The sequence below is a fragment of the Streptomyces sp. NPDC033131 genome (assembly GCF_055578365.1).
In genome coordinates, this window is sequence record NZ_JBVIPA010000061.1 from 1 (window position 1) to 24855 (window position 24855).

Genomic DNA, 24855 nt, shown 5'->3' on the forward strand with positions numbered 1-24855 from the left:
TGAAACGCGATCCGCTCCGCCGGCTGACCCGGATCCAGCGGCAGATAACCCGCCCCCGCCTTCCACACACCCAGAATCCCCACCAGCGTCTCCACCCCACGCGGCAGACACAGACCCACCACCGACTCGGCACCCACCCCCTGCGCCCGCAGGAAATGCGCCAACCGATTAGCCCGCGCCTCGAGCTCCGCGTAGGACACCGACACGCCCGCCTGCACCACCGCCACCGCATCCGGAGTCCGCGCCACCTGCACCGCGAACAACTCCGGCACCAACACCCCAGCCACCGGCACAGCAGTGTCATTCCACTCCACCAACACCCGCCCACGCTCAACCGGCGACAGCACCCCGACCTGACTCACCCTGGTCGCAGGGGCCTCCACCACCTCCGCGAGCACCCGGCTGAACCAGTCGGCGATCCGCTCGGCCGCCCCTTCGTCAAACAGGTCCGCCGCCGCGGTCACCGCACCCCGCACACCGGCCGGTTCGCCTTCCGCTCCGAAGACCTCCCCCACCATGACGTCGAGATCGAACTTCACCGCGGGCCGCGCGGTGGAGATCAGCTCCGCGTGCAGGCCCGGGAGTTCCATCCGGCCGTCGGCGATGTCGTTGATCGTCAGCACGGTCTGGAAGAGCGGGTGGCGGCCCAGGGAGCGGCGGGGAGCAAGCTCCTCCACCAGTCGCTCGAACGGCACGTCCTGGTGCTCGAAGGCGCTCAGTACGGCTTCCCGTACCCGGCCCAGGAGCTCGGTGAAGGTGGGGTCGCCCGACAGATCGGTGCGCAGGACCAGGGTGTTCACGAAGCAGCCGACCATGTCGTCCAGAGCCTCGTCCGTCCGGCCCGCCACCGCCGACCCGATCGGGACATCCGTGCCCGCGCCGAGCCGGGACAGCAGCACCGCCAGCGCGCCGTGCAACACCATGAACGGCGTGACACCCTCAGCCCGCGCCAGCTCCAGCAGCCGGGCGTGCGCCGCGCCCGAGATGGCGAAGGCAGCCGTGCGTCCACGGTGGCTCGCCACCGCCGGACGCGGCCGGTCCGCCGGTAGCTCCAGCTCCTCCGGGATATCCGCCAGCGCCTCCCGCCAGTACGCCACCTGGCGTGCGAGGACGCTCTCCGGGTCGCCCTCGTCGCCCAGCAGCTCCCGCTGCCACATCGCGTAGTCCGCATACTGCACCGGCAGAGCGGCCCACTCCGGCGCCTGTCCCGCGCACCGCGCCGTGTACGCGGAGGAGATGTCCCGGGCCAGCGGGCCGATGGACCAGCCGTCGCCCGCGATGTGGTGCACCAGCACCACCAGGACGTGCTCGTCCGGCTGCCCGGTCCCGAACAGCCAGGCCTTGAAGGGCGCCTCGGCCGACAGGTCGAAGACATGGCTCGCGGCACCGACCACCGCGGCCGCCAGGTCCGACAACGGGTCGGCCGACGACGCGGCCGGTCCCGGCAGGTCGGTCATCGCCGCGAGCTGCTCGTACGCTCGGCCGGAATCGCTGACGGTGACGTGCTCCAGCTTCCAGTCCAGCTCGTCCATGCCGAGTACACGCTGGTACGGCTCGGCGCCGTCGACCGGCAGGATCGTGCGCAGGGCCTCGTGCCGGGCGACCACGTCGCGCATCGCGGCCGCCAGCGCCGCGGTGTCCAGCATGCCGGAGAGCCGCAGGACGATCGGGGCGTTGTAGGTGGCGCTGGGGCCTTCGAGCCGGCCCAGGAACCACAGCCGACGCTGGGCGAAGGAGAGCGGCACCCGGGCGGGGCGCTCGCGCGGCCGCAGCACCGGACGTGCCCGGCCCGCACCCGGCAGCCTGGCCACCAGGCCCGCGACCGTGGGGGTCTCGAAGACGGCCCGCATCGGCAGCTCCACGTCCAGCAGGCTGCAGATCCGGCTGACCAGCTGTGTGGCGAGCAGCGAATGCCCGCCCAGGTCGAAGAAGTCGTCGTCGGCCCCCACGCTCTCCAGCTCCAGCACCTCGGCGAAGACCGCGCACAGGGTTTCCTCGCGGGCATCGGCCGGCCCCCGGCCCGCACCGCTCGCACTCGTGGCGTACTCCGGCGCCTGGAGCGCCCGCCGGTCCGGGGCGCCGTCGGCCGCCGAGGGCAGCGCGTCGAGCACCACCACCGCCGACGGCACCATGTACGCGGGCAGTTCGTCCGCCGCGTACTCGCGGACCAGCTGCGCGAGCTCCGAGTCACCGGCGTACGCGGAGCCCTCGGCCCCGCTCATCGCGACGTAGGCGATCAGACGCTGCTCCCCGGGGGCGTCCTCCCGGACGATCACCGCTGCCTGGCGGATGGCGGGGTGGGCGGCCAGGACGGACTCGATCTCGCCGGTCGCGATCCAGAGGCCCCCGATCATCGTCTGCCCGTCCGCCCGGCTCAGGAGTTCCAGCCCGCCGTCGGCTTTCCAGCGCACCCGGTGGCCGGACCGGTAGAGGCGCGAGCCGTCCGCGGCGAACGGGTTCGCCACGAAGCGGCTTGCCGTCAGGCCGGCGCGGCCCGGGTACCCGCGCGCCACGCCGGCGCCCGCGAGATAGAGCTCGCCCGCCACACCCGGCGGAACCGGGTTCAGGGTCGTGTCCAGCACATAGGCCCGGCAGTTCGCGGCCGGGCCGCCCAGGTGCACCGCATCCCCTTGCGGGTCACCGGCCTGAAAACCCTCAAGGCCGGTGAATCCCCCAGCTCCGTCGAAGACAGCGCCGCTCGCCAGTGCGCCGTGTGAGATACCCACCGGACGGGGCCGCCCCATCGCTCCTGGCGCGGCCGTCACCTGGGCCAGGCCCTGGCTGAACAGAGGCAGGCCCAACGGACCGGTCTCCAGGCCGCGCACCTGCTCGGACACGGACGGGTCGTCCAGCGCCACCACGCGTGCCCGGCCGTCCAGCAGCGCCGGGGCCGGCTCGCCGTTGCCGACGACGAGCGCTGTCCCGCTCTCTGCGAGCACGGCGGCGGTCCAGTCGGCGGGCAGCGCCGGGTCGATCGGCAGCCGGGCGCCGCCGGCCCTCCACACCGCCAGCGAGGCCACGGTCAGGTCGACGCCCGGTGGCAGGCAGAGACCGACCACCGACTCGGCGCCCACCCCCTGGCTCACCAGATACCGCGCCAGACGGTTCGCCTGCGCGTCCAGTTCGGCGAACGGCACCCCGGCACGGTCAGCCGCCTGCGCCTCGAACAGCTCCACTGCCGACGCCACCGGAGCCGCCTCGGCCGACGCGTCGTTCCACTCGACGAGCACCTGCCGACGCTCCTGGGCGGACAGGGCGTCGATGGCGGCGGTGCGGTCGGTGCGGTCGGCCGCGGCGAGCCCCTGCAGGATCCGGAGGAAGCGCCGGTAGATGTCTGCTTCCGATTCCAGCCCGCGGGCGTCCGGGTTGACGTCGACGTCCAGCTGAAGGCCGGCGTCGGCCCGTCTGTCGTACACGTCGATGCTCAGGACGTCGATCGGTCCGTTGGAGAGGTTGTGGGCCGTGGTGGTGCAGCCGCCGAAGTTCAGCGCGTAGTCGAACGACATGGCGTTGACGACGAGGTCGCAGAGCGGACTGCCGTCGAGGAGCTTGAGATCGCGGAGGATGTCCTCGTACCGGTACCGCTGGTGGCGGCTCGCCAGGCGGACCTCGGCGCCGATCTGCCGCAGCAGCTGCGCCACCGTCGTCTCCTGGCCGACGGTGAGGCGGATGGGCAGGATGTTCGAGGTCATGCCCGGGATCGCGTGCGCCCGCTCGCCGGCCCGTCCCCGCGCGGGGATGCCGACCACGACGTCCTGCGCGCCCGTGGTCCGGTGGTGGTAAAGGGCCGCCGCGGCGATCGACAGTCCGGTCAGGCTGGTCCCCAGCCTCCGCGCGGCCCGCTTGAGGGCGCCGGTGTCCTCGGCACCGAGCTCTCCGCGGTACCGGGTGGGTACCTGCGGGAGTTGCCGGGGCTTGTGCCCGGCAGGGCGTCCCGCGCGGGCGACATCCGCCAGTGCGCCGGTCCAGAATTCCCGGTCCTCTGCCGCAGCGGGGGAGGACCGGTAGGCGCGGGCCTCGTCGAAGAGGACGGAGACCGATTCCAGGGCGGGTACGGGGTCGGCGTTCGGCCCGGCGATGAGCGCGTTGTAGTTGCGCTCCAGGCGACGGGCGAACAGCTGGCCGCTGTATCCGTCCACGACGAGGTGGTGGCCGTAGTGCAGCCAGTAATGGCGGTCGCGGCCGACCTTGATCACGGCGTGGCCGGTCAGCGGCCGGTCGAGGAGGTGCAACGGCCGGCGCAGCTTGCTCAGCATCCAGGAGCGGGCGACGGCATGGGGGTCGGATTCGGCGCTGACGTCCAGGGTCTCGATGGGGTGGTCGTCCGCGGTGGCGAGGTACTGTCGCGGCTCACCGTCCACCACCCGAAAACGCAGCCGGACCGTTTCGGCCTCGTCCAGCGTGCGCCGCAGGGCCTCGGTGAAACGCTCCCCGTCGAGGTCGCCGCAGATCTCCAGATACTCCGCGATGTTGTAGACCGGGTTCTCCGGGGCGAGTTGCTGCGCGTACCAGACAGCAAGCTGGCCGGGCATAAGTTCCTGGGTTTCACCTCGAGTTGCAGTCACGCCTGCACACCCCCACCGATCAGACTCATCGGCTGGAGCAGCAGAGAGCAGCCGCCGCCAAGGCATGCTGATTGCCGTCCAGCCTTCAAGGACAAAGCTGCGACGTGACGTTCTGGCATTCCCGGTTCAGGCAGGGGCCACGTCCTGCCGGTTTCACTATGCGGGACCTCAAGCTGCTGATCAACACTTCACGAACGCAGGCGGCAAGGGGGCGACGAGACGCCCCGTTGATTCCCTGTTCCCCGCGTTCAACTGGGTCCGCGCCTCACTTGAACAGCGGTCCGGATCGTGCACGCTCAGGGACGGCGGCCGTACGCGGCCGGCTGGGACAGCCATCTCGATCGCACTTGACAGACGCTCCTGATGAATGAGAGAGCGGGGATAAATGATCGCCGATCGCCTACCGAACAACCGATTCGGCCGCATGCTGCGCAATGCGCGAAGGCATGCGGGAATGACGCAGACTCAGCTGGCCGAGATCTCCACGGTGAGTGTGCGGACCATTCGCGACCTCGAACTCGACCGGACGGGTGCGCCGCGTGCGCAGACGGTTTTGCTGCTGGCGGACGCGCTGCATCTGAACCGGACGCAGCAGGCGGAGTTCGAGGCCGCCGCGGGGTTCGCTGTCGGCAGGTCGCTGTACGACGCGCTGCCGGATGTGCCGACCGCTCTCACCTCGCTGGTCTCCCGCAAGGTGGAGACGGCCTCGCTGACCGGGTTGCTGCGGTCGCCCGGCGTCCAGGTGGTCCAGGTCACGGGTGCCCCCGGAATGGGCAAGACGTCCCTGATCCACGGGGTGGCGAGCCGGCTGCACAGGACCGAGTTCCTGCCCGTGATCTGCCTGGATCGGAGGAGGGCGGCAGCGGACGGCGTATCCGAGGTGCCGCGGGGGCTGATCGGCGGCATCGCCGAGGTGATCGGATGCGGCGCCTCGCTGGAGGACGTGGCCGGGAGTCTCGCCGGCAACGAGGTCCTGCTCACCGTCGACGGCCGTGACCTCGATGACCGGGACCAGGAGGACTTGCGAGGGCTCCTACAGCGCTGCCGCGGCCTGAGAACTCTCTACGAGACCTGTGAGATCTCGTCGGTTCCCCTCGGCGTGGCGACATACTCGGTACCGCCGCTCGGCGTTCCGAGCCGGGGTCATGCGATCGGCGCTGCCGCGGACATCGCTGATTACCCGGCGGTGCAGTATCTGATATCGCGTTGCGCCCCGATCTATCCGGATGCGCTGTCGGATCCGAAGACGCTCGACGCGCTGTCCGGCATATGCCGACAGCTCGACGGAATCCCGTCGGCACTGGAATCGGCCACCTCGTGGCTGCTGGTCTATGAGCCCGCGGAGCTCCTGCGAATTGCCGAAGCCGCACCGGCCCGGATAGCGGTGTCCCCTTCCGGGGCGAACGGCTCGCTCATCTCCTGGATGCGCCATGCCATCGCGTCGCTGCCCCTCGTGGAGACGGACGCCCTGCGCAGGCTGGTCGAGTCGCGCCCGTGGACGGTACGTGACGCTGTCGCGATCCTCGGCTGCCCGGTCGAATACGCCGAGAGAATCATCCACGACATGTGCACGCACGGACTCGTGCGCCGCATCGCGTCCGACAGGGGAGCGCCGCAGCGGTTTGCGGCTCTCAACCTCGTGCGCCATCTGATTCGGCCAGAGCACGCACCCGAGCCTTTCCCACGCGCCTCGGCGATGCCCGGCGCGCACAACACCACCTGTCTCTCCGCCACATGACCGAGCCCGTTCCCCTGCCGCGCACCGCCGCGCCGCCCGCTGAACTGGTGGTCGCACCGGTCACCATCACGCCCACGAAACCGCTCACGCCCACCCATGTCAAAGGCCTGATCTGGACCGACCTCATTGCCAAGGCGACGGCACACGTCACCGGCGTGCGGCTGGTCTGGAACAACCGCATGGCAGCGATCACGGTCCAGTCGACGGCCTTCTGGCGGTATCTGGACCTCACGGAGCCCGAGAAGGACTGGAGCAGCGAAACGGAGCAGGGGATCGGTGAACGCTATGTACGGTTCCACAGCGAGCGCCGGGAGTCCGATCCCCGAGCCCTGGAAGGGTATCTGGGCCGAGCGGACGAGGACGGCTGGATCCATCCCGCCGGCTGCCGCATGCTCCAGCTGTGGCGAGCCCAGCTGGATCTGCTGGGCATCGGTGATCTGGGGCTCGCGGACGACCGCCCGCTGGCCATGTCGGCGGCGTCGCTGATCGACGCGCTGGCAGCGCACGGTCTGCTGATCGACCACCGCAGGTACGGCGGGCCCGTCCACCTCGACGGCTCGCGCTGGGGGATGCCACTGCGGCAGCTGATCAGCGGCGACGGACTCCCCAACTACCTCCTGCCGATCCTGCGCGAGCTGATCCCCATGGTCCGTCCCGCACGCACCTTCCTGCTCGTCCACGACGACGGGCTCACCGCCGACTACCTGCTGCTCGGGCGTGTGCTGACCACTTTCGGGGCGGACGTGAAGCGCCTCGCGATCAGTCGCGTTCCCGTCAACGGAGCGGCACTCTCGAGCCGTTACGGCGGCTGGCAGGGAGTGACGCTCACCGACCTCTCCTCCTCCCCCGGCGCCGCATCCCGGGCCGCCTACCGGCTCGGGATGCGCATGTACTTCGCCGGCACCCTGCACCGGGATTCCGCGCAGTCGTTCCGGATGCCGCTGCTGCGCCGGTGCGTCGGGCGAGCCGCCCGCCTGCTCGTCCACACCCCCGCCGGGACCGACGGCGCGCCCGGTGCGCGACTGACGGCGGCGCTCTCCCGGCTTCAGGCGCAACAGGGGTACGTGGACCCGTACCGGCTGATGAGCTCCCTGCAAGGTGATCGTGCGCTCCCGCTGACCCCTGTCCTCCGGGCGATCTGCACATGATCGCGCCATCCGACACCGAGATGCTCACCGCGGCCGCTCAGGCACGCGTCGCCGCGGTCCGCGCTCTCCCGGCTGCCCCGGGACTCGATGTGGCCGTGGCCGTGGCGCACCTCGACGCGGCGGCGTTCATCCGCGGCGCCGCCGACTTCGCCCTGGCCGTCCCCGAAGCTCTGCGCGACGGCTGGTACCGGACGTTCACCCGCACCGTGTTCCTGGCGGGGCAGCCCACCGCCCTGGCCGGCCGGTATCCGTACCAGCACGCCACGCCCGACGGGCAGTTGGCGTGGTACGGGCCTGCTCCACGGCGCGTTCTGACACCGCTGTCCCGGCTGCTGCGCGCATTCTCGGGCCCGGCCCCGATGGAGGCCCGGGCCGGGGCGCTCGCGGTGACCGTCCCGGGGCCGCCCTCCGGGCACCACGTCGGGATCGCGCTCACCGTCGGCGGGGTGAGCACCGGCGAGTACCTGGTCCACGCGCATCACCTCATCGCCGAGGCGTCGCTGCGCGGGCTGATCCGGCCCGGCGACACCCTGCTCGTCGACCACCGGCCGGACCTCGCCGCCGCGGACTTCCGCGACGCCCTCGACCCCGCCCGGGCCGGCTCGGTGCAGACCCGGATCGCCCCTGCCCGGACCGGTGCCCGGCACCTGCGCCTGTTCGGCGTGCTGACCTCGAACCGTCACGGAGGAGACCACTGAATGCAGGCGACACGAGTTCTCGCGGAGCATCGCCGTTTCCTGGACACGCTGGACCACCCCGAAGCGGTGCAGCGCGATCTGCTCACGACCGTCCTCGAGCAGAACGCCGACACCGCCTTCGGCCGCGAGCACGGGCTCGCCGGGGTCCGGACGGTGGAGGAGCTGCGCAAGGCGGTGCCGATCCGCACGCACGAAGACCTGATGCCGTGGATCGAGCGGACGATGAACGGCGAGCGGAACGTGCTCACCGCCGACGACCCGTTGGTCTACTTCTCATCCAGCGGGAGCACGGGGCGGGAGAAGCACATCCCGGTCACGCGGACCTACATGCAGAGCACCTTCCTGCCCTTCTACCACGCCAGTTTCGCCCCCTTGGTGCAGACGCTGCCGGATGCCCTCGCGGCGCCCGAGCGGGTGCTGAACCTCTGGCAGGACCCGACCTCGCCCATCGCCCGGACCAGCACCGGCCGGCCGCACATCGGAGCGAGCCAGTTCGACTACCGCAAGATCGGCGAAGACTCCGCCTCCGGCCCGGGCATCCACGCCCCCTGGAGTCGCATACCCGAGGACCTGGCATCGGCCGGCCCCTGGGATCGCAGCTACTACAAGCTGCGGCTCGCCGCCGAGCAGGACATCCGGCTGCTGATCGGCATCAACCCCGCCATGGTCGCCGCCCTGCCCTACCAGTTGCGCGAGCTCTGGCCCCGGCTGGTCGAGGACGTGCGGGCCGGCACCCTCGACGGCCGGCCGCACACGGCGCCCCATCCGGAGCGCGCGGACCAGCTCGAGCAGTACGCCGCGGCCTTCGGCACGCTCCACCCGTACCACCTCTGGCCGCGCCTTTCCGCGATCTTCGTCTGGAACAGCGCACTCGCCTCCCTCTACCTCCCCCGGGTGCGGGAGTTGTACGGGCCTGGCGTCCAGCTGTTCTCCGCGCCGATCGCCTCCTGCGAAGGGCCGGCCGCCGTGCCGGTCGACCGCCACCCCAGCGGCGCCCCGCTGTACCTGCCGGGCTGTGTGTACGAGTTCGTGCCCGCCGACCAGCCCTTCACGGCCGACAGCCCGACGCTGCTCATCCCCGAGCTCGAAGAAGGCCGCGACTACCACCTGGTGTTCAGCCACGTGGGCGGCATGTACCGCTGCGCGGTGACGGACGTGGTCCGGGTCGTCGGCCAGGTCGGCCGCACCCCGCGTATCGAGTACGCCGGCCGCAACACCACCCGTTCCGCCGCGGGCGAGGAGCTGACCGAAGCCGCCGCGCTGCGCGCTCTGGGCGCCGCCTGCCACGACACCGGCGGGGAGATCCGCAACGCGACCTACCGCCTCGCCCCCGGAGGAGCGCACTACCAGCTCGCGGTCGCCTTCGTGGGCCCGCCGGTCGCCGCGCTGGCCTACGCCCTGGACGTGCGCCTGGGCGAGCAGTGCGACGGCTACCGGAAGGGCCGTGCGAGCGGGCGGATCGGACCGGTGGAGGTGATCGCCGTACCGGACGACGCCTTCCTGCGGGAGTGGGAGCACGTCGTACGCGCCGGGCAGCGCCCGCCCCGGGTCAAGGACCGGATCTTCCAGCCCAGTACGGAGGCGTGGGCGCGGATCACCGCGGGTCACGAGGCGTCCGCGGGGGAAGCCGTAGCGGAAGGCAGCACCGTATGAACGAGGCGATACCCGGCCGGGGGCAGTACTCCGAGGGCGCCCGCCGGCAGCGGCTCGGATGGCTGCGCGGCAGGAGCGGCAGTGCGCTGGCGTCGCTGGAGACGACCGGCCTGGACGCGCAGAAGCTGGTCGGAAACGTGGAGAACTTCGTCGGCTCCATCGAGGTGCCGGTCGGCCTGGCCGGTCCGCTGCTCTTCGCCGGTGACGCGGCGCGCGGGGACATCGTGGCGCCGCTGGCCACCACCGAGGGGGCACTCGTCGCCTCGGCGTCCCGGGGCGCCCGCGCCCTCACACGGTCCGGTGGGGTGGCGACCGCGGTGCTGTCGCAGCGGATGAACCGGGTGCCCGCGTTCGAGTTCGCCGACATCGCCACCGCCCGGCGGTTCACCGGCTGGCTGCAGCAGCGGCGCGGCCTGCTGGACGAGCAGGTCAGCCTGGTGTCGCGGCACACCCGTCTGGTGGACGTCGACCCGTACCAGATAGGCCGCCATCTGCACATCCGGTTCGTCTTCGAGACGGCCGACGCCGCCGGCCAGAACATGACCACGGCGGCGACCTGGCAGATCTGCCGCTGGCTGACCGACACCCTGGCCGAGGAGGAGAGCCTGCGGCCCGTCGGCATGATCCTGGAGGGCAATCTCAGCGGCGACAAGAAGGTGACGGCCGGCTCCATGCTGTTCGGCCGGGGCAGCCGGGTGACCGCCGAATGCCGGCTGAGCCGCGAGGTCTTGGCGGCGGTCCTGAAGACCACCCCCGAGGCCATGATCAAGGGCTACACCGCGACGGTCATGGGCGCCCAGCACGCCGGCATGACGGGATACGGCATCAATGCGGCCAACGTGGTGGCGGCGCTCTTCCTGGCGACGGGGCAGGACGTGGCGTGCGTCCACGAGTCGGGGGTGTCGCTCTTCTCGCTGGAGAGGGACGGCGACGGCGTGATCGCCACTCTGCTGCTGCCCAATCTGGCCGTCGGCACCGTCGGCGGCGGCACGGCGCTGCCGCACCAGCGCGACCTGCTCGAGATGCTCGGCTGCGCGGGTGCGGGCGGCGTCCGCCGGTTCGCCGAGATCGTGGCCGGGTTCGCCCTGGCGCTCGACGTCTCCACGCTGGCGGCGGTGGTCAGCGGGCAGTTCGCCGAAGCGCACCAGCGGCTCGGCCGGGCCCGGCTGGTCAACTGGCTGCAGACTCCCGACGACCTCAACACGGCGCTGCTGCAGCCGGTGCTCGCGCAGGGACTCGACGACCCCGGGGTCCACGTCACCCGGGTGGAGCGCCGGCCGCAGCTGCACGGCGACGGAATCGCCAGCGAGCTCGGTGCGCTGGGCGAGAACCGCAAGCTCACCGGTATCCATCCGCTACGCGTGAGCTGGACCGACGGCGACGGCTCCGCCCATACGGCCGACCTCGTGGCGAAGGTCAAGTCGCGGGGCGAGGAGATCATCGCCGGCATCGCCCGGCTGGTCTCGCTGTGCGGTGCGGAGGTGGCCGACGCCTGGCAACGCTGGGGCGGCTACACCGAGTTCACCGACTCCCATCGGCGCGAGCTGTCGGTGTACCGCCGTACGGACGGCCCCCTGCGGGAGCTGCTGCCCCGCTGTTTCGGCGTCCTGGAGGACGACGAGCGCGAGGCCTATGTCGTCCTCATGGAGCGGCTGCGCCACGACGGGCAGCCGTGGACCGGGGACCGGGTCGGACAGGCCCTGCGCGCGATCGCCTCGGTCCACGGACACTGGCTCGGCCGTGAGGAGGAGCTGCTGGCCGAGGGCTGGCTGCACCAGGTCCCGGAGCCCGCGCTGCTGGCCAAGGCGGGTGAGCTGTGGGCAGCCCTGGTGCGGCACGCGGCGGCGGATCAGCCGGAGCTGCTCGACGCCGGCGGCCGGGATGCGGTGCTCGGCATCGTCGAGGACGCCGGCAGCTGGACGCAGGAGCTGTACGCCCTGCCCCGGACACTGGTCCACAACGACTTCAACCCGCGCAACCTCGCGGTGCAGGACGGCCGCGTGGTGGCGTACGACTGGGAGCTCGCGGTGGTCGGCCTGCCGCAACGCGATGTCGTGGAACTGCTCGCGTTCACCCTCGGCGAGGACGCGACGGCGGCCGAGGTGGAGGGGCTGCTCCAGCTCCATGCGCAGGCGGTGGCCGCCGTGTCGCCGCGGGCCGCGGAGCTGGTCGCCGGCTGCGACTGGCGGCGCGGATACCAGCTGGCGCTGCGGGAGTTCCTGATGACGCGGCTGGCACTGTACGCCGCGGGGCACACCCAGCGGGAGTTCGACTTCCTGCCCGGGCTGGTCCGGACGGCATTCCGCCTCTGGCACCTCGAACAGGCGCATGGAGGTGTCTGAGATGCGAGTGGCCGTGGTCGGCATCGACGGCACCGGCAAGACCACGGTGCTGCGCAGGATGCGCGAGACGGACGGCATCGCGGCGATCCATGCGATCCGGGCCCATGAGGACCCGGCCAGCCCGGTCGCCGAGCTGTCCCGGATGCTGGCCGACGCGTCGGCCGCGGCCGACGCCCTGGGCGGGGTGCACCTGAAGCTCGCCGCGCTCGCCCTGCAACTGCACCTCTACGGCCCGGCGGAGCGCCAGGCGGCCGGACAGGGCCGGACGGTGCTCGCCGACCGGCACCCGCTCATCGACCCCCTGGTCTATCTGCCGCTGTTCGGGCGCATCGAGACGGACGCCGCGCCAGGCGCCGACGTGCCGGCCTGGTGGCAGAAGCAGGACGCGGACGCCGCTCGGGCCGTACGGGCCTGGCTGCGCGAGTGCTCCGGCGGCGAGGACCCGTGGTCGGTGGGCGCGGACCTGCTTCAGCTGGGGACCAGGCCGCCGGAGGAGATGTTCGACGGCCTGGTCCGGCGGTACGGTGTCGCGGCACCCGACGCGGTCCTGCACCTCGACCTGCCCGTGGCCGAGGCGGTGTCACGCACCCGGGCGCGGGCCCGTTCCCGCGAGCTGCACGAGACCACGGAGTTCCTGGCGCGGGCCCGGCAGGGGTACGAGGCGGTGCTGGAGTGGCTGGGCGCCCACCGGCCGGAGATCTCGGTGCGTCGGATCGACTGCTCCGGCCGGTCCGTTGCGGAGGTCGCCGAGCAGGTCCGGCGGGTGCTCGGCGACCTGGGGCGTCAGGCGGTGCCGCCACATGATGCCCGGCATGACGGCTGAGTGGTCCGTCGTCTCGAACTGACCGGCACAGGGCGGGAGTTCGTCCGTCCGTTGCCACCCCGGCCGTCTCGGGGACGCAGCCGGCCGGACGGCTGGAGGGGCCTGAACGGGATCGTGTGGACAGGGACGGCACCGTCCCTCCGGCTGGTCTCGGTGGGCGCGACGATCGTGCGCGCCCACCAGCTCCATGACGGTGGTGAACTGGGTGCGGTGGTTGGTGTTGCCGCCGGTGACCACCAGGGCCGGCGGGCGGCCGACCAGCCGAGGGCCCGCCGCCCCCTTTCCGGCCCCGGCCGCGTATCCGCGACCGCTGAGCCGGCACCTGGGCCGTCGTGCGGCGACGCGCCCAGCCCTCCAGGGCAGCCTGCGTCAGCAGGCCACACTCACCCTTCGGCCGCCTTGAGCGCCGCCACCACCTGGCGGATGGTGGGGTGGCGGTAGAACTGGCGGAGGCGGAGAGTGGGCATGCCCTCGGCGCGCATCGCGGCGGAACTCTTCACCGCCACCGTCGAGTTGCCTCCGGCTTCGAAGAAGTCGTCGTCCAGCCCGATCGGGACACCCAGCAGCTCTTCCCACAGCTTCTGCAGCCATGCGGCCATGGCGTCGTCGGCGGTCGGCGTGTCATCTCGGCCGGCCCCGGTGGTGATCGCGGGGGCGGGCAGCCGCGCCACGTCGACCTTGCCGCTCGTGGTCAGGGGAAGGGCGTCCAGCTCCGTCACGGTCGAGGGGACCATGTAGTCGGGCAGGACGGCGGCCGCGTACCGGCGCACGGCCTGCACGTCGCCGCCGTCCAGCACCACATACGCGTCGAGGCGCAGGCCGGCCGCAGAGCCCACGACGACCGCGGCGGCCCGGACGTGCCCGCTCTCGAGCAGCACCGAGCGGATTTCGTCCAGCTCGATCCGGAACCCCCGGATCTTGACCTGGCTGTCGATGCGCCCCAGATGCTCCAGCGCCCCGTCCGGGCGCAGCCGCCCCAGGTCGCCGCTGCGGTACATGCGGCCCCCGTGGTACGGGTCGGGCAGGAACCGCTGTGCGGTCAGGTCCGGCCGGCCGACGTAACCCTGGGCGATGCCGGCCCCGCCGACATGGATCTCGCCGGCCGCACCGGGAGGGAGCAGCCGCCCTGCGGAGTCCAGGACGTAGACGTGCCAGCCAGGCAGCGGCGCGCCCACCGAGCGGGTCGCGGCGAGCGCCAGGTCACGGGTCACCGTCTGGGCGGTGACATGCACGGTGGTCTCGGTGATCCCGAACATGTTGACCACCCGGCACCGGTCGCCCGGGTAGGCGTCGAACCACGGCAGCAGCATCCTGGCGTCGAGCGGCTCACCGCCGAGGATCAGCAGCCGCACCGGAAGGCCGCTGTAGTCGACGGACAGGAGGTTGGCGAGCGCCGAGGGCGTCTGGCTCAGGACGGTGACCCCGTGCGCGACCAGGAGCTCCCGCAGCTGCTCCGGGTCGCGGGAGGTGTGATGGGGCACGATCACCAGGCGGCCGCCGGTGAGCAGGCAGCCCCAGATCTCCCACACGGAGAAGTCGAAGGCGCTGGAGTGGAAGAACGTCCACACGTCCGCCGCCCCGAACTCCATGTCGGCGCGAGTGGCCTGGACGAGGCTCAGGACGTTGCCATGGGGCACGGCGACGCCCTTGGGCCGCCCGGTGGAACCGGACGTGTAGATCACGTACGCCGTGTCCTCGGTGCCGCCCTGGTCGCCGATGCTTTCCGGCACGTCGTCCCCGAGCAGCTGATCGGGCGTCATCGTCCGGTACTCCGACGGCTGCGGGGACTTTGCGGACCGGGTCACCAGCAGGCGTGCCGCCGCGTTGTCCATGGTGTACGCCACCCGCTCGGCCGGGTACGCGGGGTCGACAGGGACGTAGGCCGCGCCGGCCTTGAGCACACCCAGAAGCACGGCGACCAGCTCGGCGGACCGGTCCAGGCATACGCCGACCCGGTCGCCGGCCCGCACCCCGTGCGCCCGCAGGTTGGCCGCGAACACCCCCGCCAGCAGGTCCAGTTGCTCGTAGGTGAAGTCGACCTCGTCGTCGGACACTGCCAGGGCATCGGGTGCGGAGTCCGCCACCGCGGCGAAGGCCTCGTGCACGGTGGCCGCCGGGGAAGGCGCCGGGGGCACCGAACTGCCCAGGCGCACGATCCGGTGCCGTTCGGCGTCGTCGAAGAGCTCGATGTCGGCGGCCGGGGGCTGTCCGGCCCCCGCCGAATCGGCGTACACGTGCGCGACGTGCCGTACCAGCTGCTCGCCGATGGCAGGGCAGGCATGGCTCAGCAGATGGTCGCAGCGCATCCAGAGGCGGTGGTCCGCCCGGCGCTCGAGGGAGAAGGTCAGCGGGAAGGCCGGTGCGAGGGAGGGCAGGTATGCCTCGTCCGCATGCAGCGGTTCCGCCCCGCTGCCCGGCAGCGTGCCGGCCACCACCGGGGAATCCACCCGCGCTGTCTCATCAGGGGTGCCGCTCACCCGCACGGCGACGGTTCCCTGGTCGGAGCCGACCGCGACCTTCTCGGTGTCGTCGGCGTGGTAGCGCTGGAGCGTCACGGCCAGGGCCGTCCGCATCTGCCGCTCGCCGGCCGGGGCATCGGACGGCACGGCCGCCCAGGCCGTGGCGAACCGGTCGCCGTCGCCCTCCCCCAGCCCCCAGCCGGGTGGGGCGCCGATTCGTACCGGCGGTATGTCCCAGGCGCTCTGCCCGAGGCGCTCGAGCTCCCGGCACACCGCGTCCCAGTCCCCGCTGACCGACTCCGCGGCCAGTCGGCGCAGTCCGGCCGCGTCCAGCAGTGCCCGTGGGGCAACGGCCACCAGGTCGGCCGGACCGTCCGGGTGGCAGAGCAGCAGTGCGTGTGCGTCCTCCGTTACCGCCGCCTCCTCGCGCCACGCCTCCTCGGCGCCGGGCTCGGTCGACGCCTGCGGCACGTCCACCACACGGAAGCCGGCGCCGGAGAACCGCCGCCTCACCGATTCCACCTGCGCCGGACTGCTCAGCCGGAGCCGGACCGCGTGATTGTGTGCCCTCGCCATATGTGCGCTCCTCAACGTCGCCGAACCATCGAGCATGCTACGAGGCCGTGATCACCGCGAAAGGCAGTTTCAGCGGCGACTCCGACGCACCTGGCGCCCCTCCCCCGACGGCCGCCCAGGTGTACGCGGAACTGCCGCAGAATCACCTCCCGCACTGCCGGTGCCGGCGCCGGGGGCGCCCTAATCTCGGTGCGATGACAGCAGGTGGAGAAGCTCCCACGGCTCCGGTCAGGAGAAAGCTCCCGAATGGGATGCACGTCTTCAGCCTCAACGGCAATGAGACGGATTACCTGTACCGCGAGATCTTCAGCGACGAGTCCTACATCCCGCCGCAGGGCTGGGACGTTCCCGCGAAGCCGGTGATTCTGGACATCGGCGCCAACATAGGGCTGTTCACCCTCTTCGCCATGGAGAGGTGGCCCGACGCGAAGGTCTTCGCCTTCGAGCCGGCGCCCGACGTCTTCGACGCGCTCCAGCGGAACACCGGGCACCTCCCCGACGCCCACGCCCACAACATGGCCCTGGGCGACGAGGATCAGACGCGCGAGCTGACCTACTACCCGAACTACACCATGATGTCGGGTTTTGACGCCGATCTGGAAGTCGACCGAGGGCTTGCGTCGGCCTTCATCACCAGCGCCGCGGATTCGCTCGACGGAGAACTCCGGGACGAGTTCGTCGTCGCGGCACAGGAGCTCGTGGACGACTGCCTCAGCGAGCGGCAACTGGTGCGCTGCGACGTGCAGCGCGTGGAGACGTTCGCCGGACGGGCCGGCATCGACCGCATCGACTTCCTCAAGGTGGACGTGGAGGGGTTCGAACTCCGGGTGCTGCAGGGGATCGGCGACGGGCTCTGGCCGGCGGTCCGGAACGCCGCCATCGAGGTCGCCGATCGCGACGGAGCGCTCAAAGAGGTGGTCTCCCTCCTCGAAGGGCACGGCATGTCCACCTCCGTCCGACAGGCCGCCGAGTACCGGACGAGCGATCTCCACACCGTCTTCGCCTGGCGGGTGGGGTGAGATGGCGGCCACCTCTCCGGTGACCGACCCGCGCGCGCTGCTCTCCGCCAAGCGCTGGGTCGTACGCCCGCAGCGGATCCCGGACGCGGGCCTCAGGGTGTTCTGCTTCCCTCACGCGGGGGCCGGGGCGGCCGCGTTCACCCCGTGGGCCAGACGGCTGCTCGCCGGGGCCGAGCTGTGCGCCATCCGCTCCCCGGGGCGGGAGAACCGGATCGACGAAGCGCCGTTCGACGACCTGCAACTGCTGGTGGACGCCCTGGAACCGGCGGTCGCCGCGCTGACCGACCGGCCCTTCGTCTTCCTCGGACACTGCTCGGGCAGCGTGATCGCGCTGGAGCTGGCACACCGGCTCCGCGACAGACACGGGAAGCGGCCCGAGGCGCTGGTCGTCTCCTCCATCGCGGGCCCCGTCCGGCGCTCCTCGGAGTCGATCCATCTGCTACCGCGGGAGGCGTTCTTCGAACGTGTCGCGCTGTACGGCGGGATCGACGAGTCCGTGCTCGGCAACCCCGAGATCATGGATGTCTTCGAACCCACTCTGCGCGCCGACTTCCGCGTTGCGGAGGAGGGCATGACCGAGCACACGGAGCGGCTGGACGTCCCGATCGTCGCGGTGGGCGGACGGCACGATCCCTTTGTCGGCTTCGAGGACCTGGCGGCCTGGCGCGAAGAGACCAGCGCCTCGTTCTCGGTTCATCACCTCGACGCCGGTCACTTCGTGCTGAACGAGACGATGGAGCGGTTGGTGGCGGCCCTGCCCGCCTATCTGCAGCAGGCCGGCGCGGATGAGCGCCCGCCTCGCCCGGCGGGCTGAGCGCATACGGCTGCGGGGCGCCCGATTCACCTCGGGCGGCCCGAGTTGGACAGAAAAACGCCTTTGCCCGGCCGGTCGGCCGGGCAAAGGCTGGTCACTAACTCTCCATGGCCTCGATAAGGCTCTTGGGCCGCATGTCGGTCCAGGACTTCTCGATGAAGTCGAGGCATTCCACGCGGCCCGCCTCGCCGAACGCGACCTTCCAGCCGTCAGGCGTGTCCGCGAAGAGCGGCCAGAGGGAGTACTGACCCTCTTCGTTGACCAACACGTAGTAGTTGGCATCGGGGTCGTCGAATGGATTCGTCACCAAGCCGTCCTTTCCCAGGTGATGTGAAATCGGGCGTCCGGTCAGGGCCATCCCCCGATCAACAGCGGCCATCGGAGGCTAATCAATCGGCAGCGATCACCACACCCTCGTTCAACTGCGCCACCGCGCCAGTTGAACATCTTCCCCTCGACCACCTGCGACGATACATCGCCTGACAGGCCGTGAAGGTCGGTGCGGCGCCCCCGTTCCCTCCCCCCGGTGCCGCACCCGGCCGCGGTTGTGCCGTGTTCTGGGAATGGGTACGGTCGCCGGGCGTAGAAATCACCTGATGTCACGGTCTGCTGTGCTGATCGCGCACGTACTCCGAAAGGCGACCGAATGAGCGCATCGGACCTCGACAGATCCGCCCGGAGCGGGCCGAAGTCGCGGCCCGCGGCCGTGATTTCCGGTCTGGGAACCTGCCTGCCGAAAACGGAGATAGACAATTCGTCTCTGCCGGACGACCTGCAGACCAGCGACGAGTGGATTCGCACCCGCACCGGAATCGAGTCCCGCCGTCGGGTCGCCCCTGACATCTCGGTGATCGACCTGGCCTGCGAGGCCGCCGGGAACGCCCTGCGTTCCGCGGGGACCGGTTCGGTCGACAGCCTCGTCTTCGCCACGACGACGCCGGAGCGCCCGTGCCCCGCCGCGGCGCCCGAGATCGCACACCGCATCGGACAGGGCCGCATTCCCGCGTTCGACGTCTCCGCGGTCTGCAGTGGCTTCCTGTACGCCGTGGCGTCGGCCGGCGCCCTCGTCACCGCGGGCATCGTGAACAGCGCCCTGGTCGTCGCCGCGGAGACCTACTCCCGCATCGTCGACCCGACGGACCGGTCCACAGCCGTCCTCTTCGGCGACGGGGCCGGAGCGGTGGTGCTCCGCGCGGGTTCGTCCGACGAGCCCGGTGCGCTCCTCGCGTACGACCTGGGCAGCGACGGCGCGGGCGCGGAGCTGATCCGGATTCCCGGGGTCCGCGAGCAGCCGGCCGGTGACCGCTGGTTCGCCATGGCAGGACGGAAGGTGTACCTGCAGGCCATCGAGCAGATGGCGAACTCGACCCGGCGAGTGGTGAAGGACTGCGGCTGGAGTCCGGAGACGCTCGATCTGCTGGTACCGCACCAGGCCAATGCGAGGATCGTCGAGGCGCTGGCCCGACGGCTCGAGCTGCCGCCTGAGCACGTGGTCAGCGGGCTGAGCCGGATCGGGAACACGGCGGCCGCCTCCATCCCTCTGGCGCTGGCCGGAGCGCTGTCCAGGAGCGAGCTGCGGCCCGGGGCCCGAACGGCGCTCACCGCCTTCGGCGGCGGTCTCAGCTGGGCGTCGACGGCATTGGTCTGGCCACAGCTGACCGCCATCACTTCAGAGGTCTGAGGAGATCTCAGAGGCCTAGGGGAAGGAACCCACCTGTGTTCATCGAATACCTCATCAACCTGCTGGGCACCGTGTACAAGGTTCCGGGGACCATCGATCCGGACAAGTCTTTCGTGGACCTGGAGGTCGACTCCCTCTCCCTGGCGGAACTCGGGGCGCAACTGGAGGACGAACTCGGCGTCGAGGTCGCGGAGGAGGAGCTGAGCAGCCTCACCACCGTCTCCGAGCTGGCAAAGCTGCTGGAGTCACGCGGAGCGGACATACCAGCATGAGCACGAGCGGACATCGGTCCTCCGAGGTGGTGATCACGGGCCTCGGGATGGTGACACCGGCCGGAACCGGCACCACGGCCTCCTGGAAGGCCGTCTGCGCCGGGCTGCCCATGGCGGCCCCCGATGCCCGGCTCCAGGGCCTGCCCGTGGACTTCAGCTGCGCGACATCCGGGTTCGACGCGGACCGGCTGCTGGGTACCGACGCGCGGCGGATGGACCCCTTCACGCAGTACGCCGTCGCCGCGGCCCGCGAGGCCGTCGCCGACGCGGCTCCGGGCGACGGCGGCTGGGACCCGGCCCGGGTCGGGGTTCTCATGGGCAGCGCGTGCGGGGGCCTGGGGACGTGGCTGGAGCAGGCTGCGCGGATGGCTGAGGAGAGGCCGCGGCTGGTCAACCCCCTGGCGGTCCCGAAGGCCATCGGAAACATGGCCGCGGCATCCGTGTCCATGGATCTCGGCCTGCACGGAGTGGCGCTCGGCCTCTCCACCGCGTGCGCGTCCGGCGCATCCGCGCTGGGGTTCGCGCTCGACCTGCTGCGGGCCGGCCGCTGCGACACGGTGCTCGCCGGGGGCACCGAAGCCGCAGTGCTGCCCGTCACAGCCGCCGGTTTCGACCGGCTCAAGGCACTCTCCCGGCGCCGTGACACACCGTCGGCCGCCTCCCGTCCGTTCGACCGGGAGCGCGACGGCTTCGTCATGGCGGAGGGGGCCGCGGTGCTCGTACTGGAGCACGCGGCAGCCGCGCGGGCGCGCGGGCGCCGGCCCTACGCGAGGCTGCTGGGCTACGGCGAATCCTCGGACGCCTACCACCTCACCTCGCCCGACCCGGACGGAAAAGGCGCGCAGCTCGCCATGCGGCAGGCGCTGGCGGACGCCGGGGTGTCCGCGTCGGACGTGGCGCTGGTCAACGCGCACGCGACCAGCACACCGCAGGGGGACGCCATCGAGGCGCGGCTCATCGAGCGCTTCTTCGGCTCGCATACGGCGGTGACCTCCACCAAGGGGGTGACCGGGCACATGCTGGGCGCGGCCGGCGCGGTCGAGGCGGCGTTCACGGCGCTGTCCATCGACTACGGGCTCATCCCGCCGACCGCCAACTTCGAGGCGCGGGGCGCCGACGTGGCCGACATCGACATCGTCCATCGCACGGCCAGGTACGCCCCGGTCCCGGTCGCGGTCAGCAACTCGTTCGGATTCGGCGGCCACAACGCGGTGGTCGTCCTCGGCAGCCCCTGAGCGGCAGCATCGTGCCGCTCCCGTTCAACTGCGGCAGCCTGTGATGGACAGCGCGCCCTCGCCCCGGCGGGACGGGCTGGCCTATCGTCTGAATCATGGTGTTCGTTCGGGCAAGGGGCCCGATGTCTTCTGGGGTTGGTGGCATGGTTACCGGTCATGTGGTGCGGTTCGACGGCGTTCGGGGATTCGGGTTCATCGCTCCTGAGCATGGAGGAGAAGACGTCTTCCTGCATGTGAACGATCTGCTGATGCCCGAGCATCAGCTGCGCCCGGGGCTCGTCGTCGAGTTCGAGGTGGAGGAGGGGGACCGCGGTCTCAAGGCCTCGTCCGTCCGGCTGCCGGCGGGGGCCGAGGTCAAGCCGGCCGCCACGCGGACTGCCGGCGCTGGAGCGGTCGCGGCCAAGCAGGCGGACGGGGACGAGTCCCTGTGCGACGTACTGACGGCGACCGAGTTCCTGCATGAGGTGACCGACACGCTGTTGTCGGCCGCGCCCTCGCTCACGGGCGCCCAGATCCTGCCCATTCGCGACGGGCTTCTTCAGTTCGCCAAGAGCCACGGGTGGACCGAGGGCTGAGCATCGGTACGGAGGGGGTGCGCTGCCGCACCCCCTCCGTACCGCTCGGCCGAGACCTTCCTACTTCGCCCCGGAAAAGCGCCCGACCTTGTCGAGCACGTCGGCGCTGTACAGGCGAAGCGCCTGCTGGTGGGCGAACTCCGCCATGTAGCGCCGGAATTCATCCACGGATTCCTCCGCGAGGTGCAGCATCCGCCGATTGGCGACGACAGCAGGCCCCCTCAGCCGCTCGAGGCTCCGCTCGACCGCGCCGTCCAGCTCCTCGTTCTCGTGGACCTCGTCCACCAGCAGCCGGGCGTCCGGTTCGGCGGCCCGGATCCGGCGGCCCTCCAGGATGACCTGCCGGGAGAGGCGGGGGCCGGCCGCCCGGACGAGCCGCAGCGCGGAGGCCCCGGGGATGATCCCCTCCTTGGCCGCGGGGAGGCTGAAGTAGGCATCCGATGCGGCGATGACATGGTCGAACACGAGCAGGAGCTGGGCGCCGCCGCCGATGGCGAACGTGTCCACCACGGCGACCCAGGGCTTCTCGACCGTCGGCGTCCGCCAGCCCTCGCTGTCCTGCGTACGAATGCCGCGCAGGATCTTGTGGATGTAGCCGAGCTCCCGGCGCAGCAGAAAGTCGACGAGCGAGATGTCGCCGCTGTGCAGCGACTTGAGGTTGATGCCGGCGCTGAACACCCGCCGTCCCCGGTACCGGGGATGGGTCATCTCTCCCCCGCGCAGCAGGCAGACCTCCACCTCGGGATCCAGCAGCGCCAGATCCACCGCCGTCTCCATGTCGTCGATCTGGCGGTTGTCCTCGGCGTTCAGGCAGTCGTCGCGGCACATCGTCAGACGTGCCACGCCGGCGGTGCGCTCGATCCGCACCGACCCCAGGTCCGCCGCGCCCGTGGCGGCGTACTCGGCGTACAGCGCGAGTGCGCGGGGCGTCGGCAGGAGCAGCGACTCGACCAGGTGCGTGCCGGCCTTCGGCGAGCCCAGCAGCCTGCTGAAGAAGATGCCCTGGTCGATCTCGTGGCCCTCCTTCTCCGCCTGCGCCAGGCTCCGTTCGGCCGCCAGCTGGTCGCCGGTGGGGACGAGGCCGGGGAACGCCGTCGCGGCCGCCTCGGCCAGGTCGGCCAGGCTCAGGTTGCGGTCGCGGTTCGCCGTGAGCTCGTCGTAGACGGCCTCGGCGTGCGCCTCCATGAACGCGGCACGGAGGGTACGGGTGCCGTCCAGCGCCGCGGCGGCGATCTCGCGCTCCCGTACGGACCGTTCCCGCGGCGCGGGCAGGGCCGCCAGCCGGTCCTGGGTGCGCCGGGCGGCCTCGGCGAGCACGGTTCGGGCGTGCCCCAGCTCCCCCCGTACCGAAGGGGGTGCGTCCTGCCCGTCCGCTCGGACGGGGACGAGCCCGATCACGACGCCGCCCCCACGGCCGCGCGCCGCAGTGCCCGGTCGCAGGCCGCGAGGTGGGCGCCCAGAGCGTCCTCGAATGTGATGGAGGAGGCGTCGAAGATCAGCTGCCGGCGTATCGCCAGCTCGCTTCCCGAAACCGAGGCGAGCCGTTCGCCGGCGAGCTCCAGGGCCCGAGCCGGGTCGTCCGCCACCTCGTCGACCAGATGCACGGCCAGCGCCTCGGCCGCCGCCACGGGGGTGCCGAAGAGAGCGGCCCGGCGGATCACGGAGGCGCCCGCGGCCTGCCGGCCCAGGCGGTAGAGCGCCATGCCCGGCCAGGTGGCCCCGTCCCTGACCGGCAGCACCAGACGGGCCCCTGCGGTGGCGATGCGGTAGTCAGTGGCCAGCAGGGCGTCCAGCGCCAGTCCGCCGCAGTCGCTCTCGACGACGGCGACGGTGGCGGCCGGCAGCCGCTCCAGGCGGCGCAGCGCCCGCTCCCACTTGCTGACCAGCGACACCGTGAGGTCGTCCGGCCAGGGCCCGTCGGGGGTGCCGAAGACGTGGACGACCAGGGTGCCGCCGTCGGTCTCGACCCTGCCGCAGGCTTCGACGACCGCGCTGACCCGGGCGGCGGACAGCGGCTGGCGCCCGTCGAGCCGTAACACCCGGTCGTTGTCGTGATAGTTCATCTGCTTCTCCGTCACCATTGCACCAGCGCTGTTTCGATGGTCGAGCCGGGTCCCATGGTCATGAGGGCTCCGTAGTCACCGACCTCGGGGGACCGCTCCCGGAGCAGTCGGTCGTAGGAGAAGAGGAACGAACCGCTCGACACATTGCCGTAGTCGCGCAGCACGCCGGTGGTGTGCCGCACGTCGTGGCGGGTGAGGCCGAGGTTGATCCGGACGGCGTCGATGACCTTCTTGCCGCCCGAGTGCACGAGCCAGTGGCCGACGTCGCTGCGGCGTATCCCGGCGCGGGACAGCAGCCGGTCGACGACCTGCTCGGCGTTGGCGCCGACCACGTAGGGGATCTCCGGGTCGAGGTAGAAGCTGAACTTCGCCTGCTCCTGGTCCCAGTCGTAGCGCATGGCCTCGATGGCGTCGGTGATGAGGTGGCTGGCGAATCCCAGGATGCGCGGGCTGCCGGGCGCCGACGGCACGAAGGCGGGGCCACTCGCGGCGTCCAGGCTGTCCGCCACCAGGCAGACCGCCGCGGCGCCGTCCCCGAACAGGCTGTTCACGACGGCCGTTCGCATGGTCGAGTCGATCACGTACGCGGCCGAGCAGGCCTCCACGCAGACCATGACGGCGACCTTGCCGGGGTTGGCCGCCGACCATCCGGCGACGGCGTTCAACGCGTTCAGCCCGGCGTTGCAGCCCATGCCGACGACGTCGACGCGGCTGGTGCCGGGTGAGATCCCCATCTCGCGGATGAGCAGGGCGCTCAGGCCCGGAGTGAGGAATCCGGTGGAGGTGACGCAGCACAGGTAGTCGACGTCCGCCAGTTCGTAGCCGGAGCTCTCCAGGCAGGCGCGCACCGCGCGCGCTCCCATGTCCAGCGCGATTGTCTTGTGCTTGGCGAGCAGTTCGCCCTGGTGCTCGGCGAGGCGGCTGCCGTCGCTGTCCTGGGGCGGGATGGTGAGGTGACGCCGTTCGATGGCACTGTTGAGGAAGACGGAGCGGACTTTGGGATCGGTGATCCCGAAGACGTCCAGGATCTCCTGCTGTGTGTACGAGGCTTCCGTGGTCGCCGTACCGACACCGACGATGCCGACGACGCCCGTGCTCTTGCCCTCGGTGACGTGCGGTTGTGGGAGAACCGCGTGGACGGTCATCGGTAGGTCCACCCCCACATACGGGTCTTGCTTCGGATGGTGTGTAGCG

Annotated in this window: 18 protein-coding genes; 12 read left to right on the top strand and 6 right to left on the bottom strand. The window is 71.4% G+C overall.

Annotated features, from left to right (window positions below; all coding sequences use genetic code 11):
• Positions 1-4532 (bottom strand): condensation domain-containing protein (locus ACZ5XS_RS41680; protein ID WP_468660460.1); only part of this gene is annotated, 4532 nt, incomplete at its 3' end.
• 418 nt (positions 4533-4950) lie between these two features.
• Here ACZ5XS_RS41680 and ACZ5XS_RS41685 point away from each other — a divergent pair.
• The 6 genes from ACZ5XS_RS41685 to ACZ5XS_RS41710 are packed head-to-tail and all read left to right on the top strand — an operon-like array spanning position 4951 to position 12967.
• Complete coding sequence (locus ACZ5XS_RS41685) at positions 4951-6303, top strand: helix-turn-helix domain-containing protein (RefSeq protein ID WP_468660462.1); 1353 nt, start codon at positions 4951-4953, stop codon at positions 6301-6303.
• On the top strand, positions 6300-7451 hold the full coding sequence (locus tag ACZ5XS_RS41690; protein ID WP_468660464.1) for a hypothetical protein: 1152 nt from the start codon (positions 6300-6302) through the stop codon (positions 7449-7451). Before ACZ5XS_RS41685 ends, ACZ5XS_RS41690 begins: the two co-directional genes overlap by 4 nt.
• Positions 7448-8149 carry a DUF6182 family protein gene (locus ACZ5XS_RS41695; protein WP_468660465.1) on the top strand — a complete coding sequence of 234 codons (702 nt, stop codon included), beginning with the start codon at positions 7448-7450 and terminating at the stop codon, positions 8147-8149. The genes ACZ5XS_RS41690 and ACZ5XS_RS41695 overlap by 4 nt, the downstream gene beginning before the upstream one ends.
• The gene (locus ACZ5XS_RS41700) at positions 8150-9802 is read left to right on the top strand and encodes a GH3 family acyl-acid amido synthetase (RefSeq protein WP_468660467.1); all 1653 of its coding nucleotides are present in this window, start codon (positions 8150-8152) and stop codon (positions 9800-9802) included. It begins immediately after the preceding gene.
• Positions 9799-12144 (top strand): phosphotransferase, encoded by a 2346-nt coding sequence (locus tag ACZ5XS_RS41705; protein ID WP_468660469.1) that lies wholly within the window; start codon positions 9799-9801, stop codon positions 12142-12144. The genes ACZ5XS_RS41700 and ACZ5XS_RS41705 overlap by 4 nt, the downstream gene beginning before the upstream one ends.
• A 1-nt stretch (position 12145) precedes the next feature.
• Complete coding sequence (locus ACZ5XS_RS41710; protein WP_468660471.1) at positions 12146-12967, top strand: hypothetical protein; 822 nt, start codon at positions 12146-12148, stop codon at positions 12965-12967.
• Between the two features lie 383 nt (positions 12968-13350).
• Here the strand turns inward: ACZ5XS_RS41710 and ACZ5XS_RS41715 are convergent, their stop codons facing one another.
• Positions 13351-16002 carry a non-ribosomal peptide synthetase gene (locus tag ACZ5XS_RS41715; RefSeq protein WP_468660473.1) on the bottom strand — a complete coding sequence of 884 codons (2652 nt, stop codon included), beginning with the start codon at positions 16000-16002 and terminating at the stop codon, positions 13351-13353.
• Between the two features lie 251 nt (positions 16003-16253).
• Between ACZ5XS_RS41715 and ACZ5XS_RS41720 the strand changes: the two genes are divergently transcribed.
• Both ACZ5XS_RS41720 and ACZ5XS_RS41725 read left to right on the top strand, forming a co-directional pair.
• Positions 16254-17021 (top strand): FkbM family methyltransferase, encoded by a 768-nt coding sequence (locus tag ACZ5XS_RS41720; RefSeq protein WP_468660475.1) that lies wholly within the window; start codon positions 16254-16256, stop codon positions 17019-17021.
• A gap of 1 nt (position 17022) precedes the next feature.
• Positions 17023-17835, top strand: a complete 813-nt coding sequence (locus ACZ5XS_RS41725) for a thioesterase II family protein (protein WP_468660477.1) — start codon at positions 17023-17025, stop codon at positions 17833-17835.
• 97 nt (positions 17836-17932) lie between these two features.
• Here ACZ5XS_RS41725 and ACZ5XS_RS41730 read toward each other — a convergent pair whose 3' ends face one another.
• Complete coding sequence (locus ACZ5XS_RS41730) at positions 17933-18142, bottom strand: MbtH family protein (RefSeq protein ID WP_308406739.1); 210 nt, start codon at positions 18140-18142, stop codon at positions 17933-17935.
• Between the two features lie 339 nt (positions 18143-18481).
• Here ACZ5XS_RS41730 and ACZ5XS_RS41735 point away from each other — a divergent pair, with 339 nt between their 5' ends.
• From ACZ5XS_RS41735 to ACZ5XS_RS41750, 4 genes are all read left to right on the top strand, one after another.
• Positions 18482-19516, top strand: a complete 1035-nt coding sequence (locus tag ACZ5XS_RS41735; protein ID WP_468660479.1) for a beta-ketoacyl-ACP synthase III — start codon at positions 18482-18484, stop codon at positions 19514-19516.
• A 35-nt stretch (positions 19517-19551) separates the two neighbouring features.
• Positions 19552-19788 carry an acyl carrier protein gene (locus tag ACZ5XS_RS41740; RefSeq protein ID WP_468660481.1) on the top strand — a complete coding sequence of 79 codons (237 nt, stop codon included), beginning with the start codon at positions 19552-19554 and terminating at the stop codon, positions 19786-19788.
• The gene (locus ACZ5XS_RS41745; RefSeq protein ID WP_468660483.1) at positions 19785-21023 is read left to right on the top strand and encodes a beta-ketoacyl-[acyl-carrier-protein] synthase family protein; all 1239 of its coding nucleotides are present in this window, start codon (positions 19785-19787) and stop codon (positions 21021-21023) included. The genes ACZ5XS_RS41740 and ACZ5XS_RS41745 overlap by 4 nt, the downstream gene beginning before the upstream one ends.
• Positions 21024-21166: 143 nt before the next feature.
• Positions 21167-21598: a cold-shock protein gene (locus ACZ5XS_RS41750; RefSeq protein WP_468660484.1), complete on the top strand. Its 432-nt coding sequence runs from the start codon at positions 21167-21169 to the stop codon at positions 21596-21598.
• A gap of 60 nt (positions 21599-21658) precedes the next feature.
• Here ACZ5XS_RS41750 and dpgC read toward each other — a convergent pair whose 3' ends face one another.
• From dpgC to dpgA, 3 genes are read right to left on the bottom strand one after another with little or no spacing between them, the layout of a single operon-like run.
• On the bottom strand, positions 21659-22996 hold the full coding sequence (gene dpgC / locus ACZ5XS_RS41755; RefSeq protein ID WP_468660486.1) for a (3,5-dihydroxyphenyl)acetyl-CoA 1,2-dioxygenase DpgC: 1338 nt from the start codon (positions 22994-22996) through the stop codon (positions 21659-21661).
• Positions 22993-23661 carry an enoyl-CoA-hydratase DpgB gene (gene dpgB, locus ACZ5XS_RS41760; RefSeq protein ID WP_468660488.1) on the bottom strand — a complete coding sequence of 223 codons (669 nt, stop codon included), beginning with the start codon at positions 23659-23661 and terminating at the stop codon, positions 22993-22995. The genes dpgC and dpgB overlap by 4 nt, the downstream gene beginning before the upstream one ends.
• Positions 23662-23672: 11 nt before the next feature.
• A complete protein-coding gene (gene dpgA, locus ACZ5XS_RS41765; protein ID WP_468660490.1) occupies positions 23673-24806 on the bottom strand; it encodes a 3,5-dihydroxyphenylacetyl-CoA synthase DpgA in 1134 nt (377 codons plus the stop codon).
• Positions 24807-24855 lie beyond the last annotated feature (49 nt).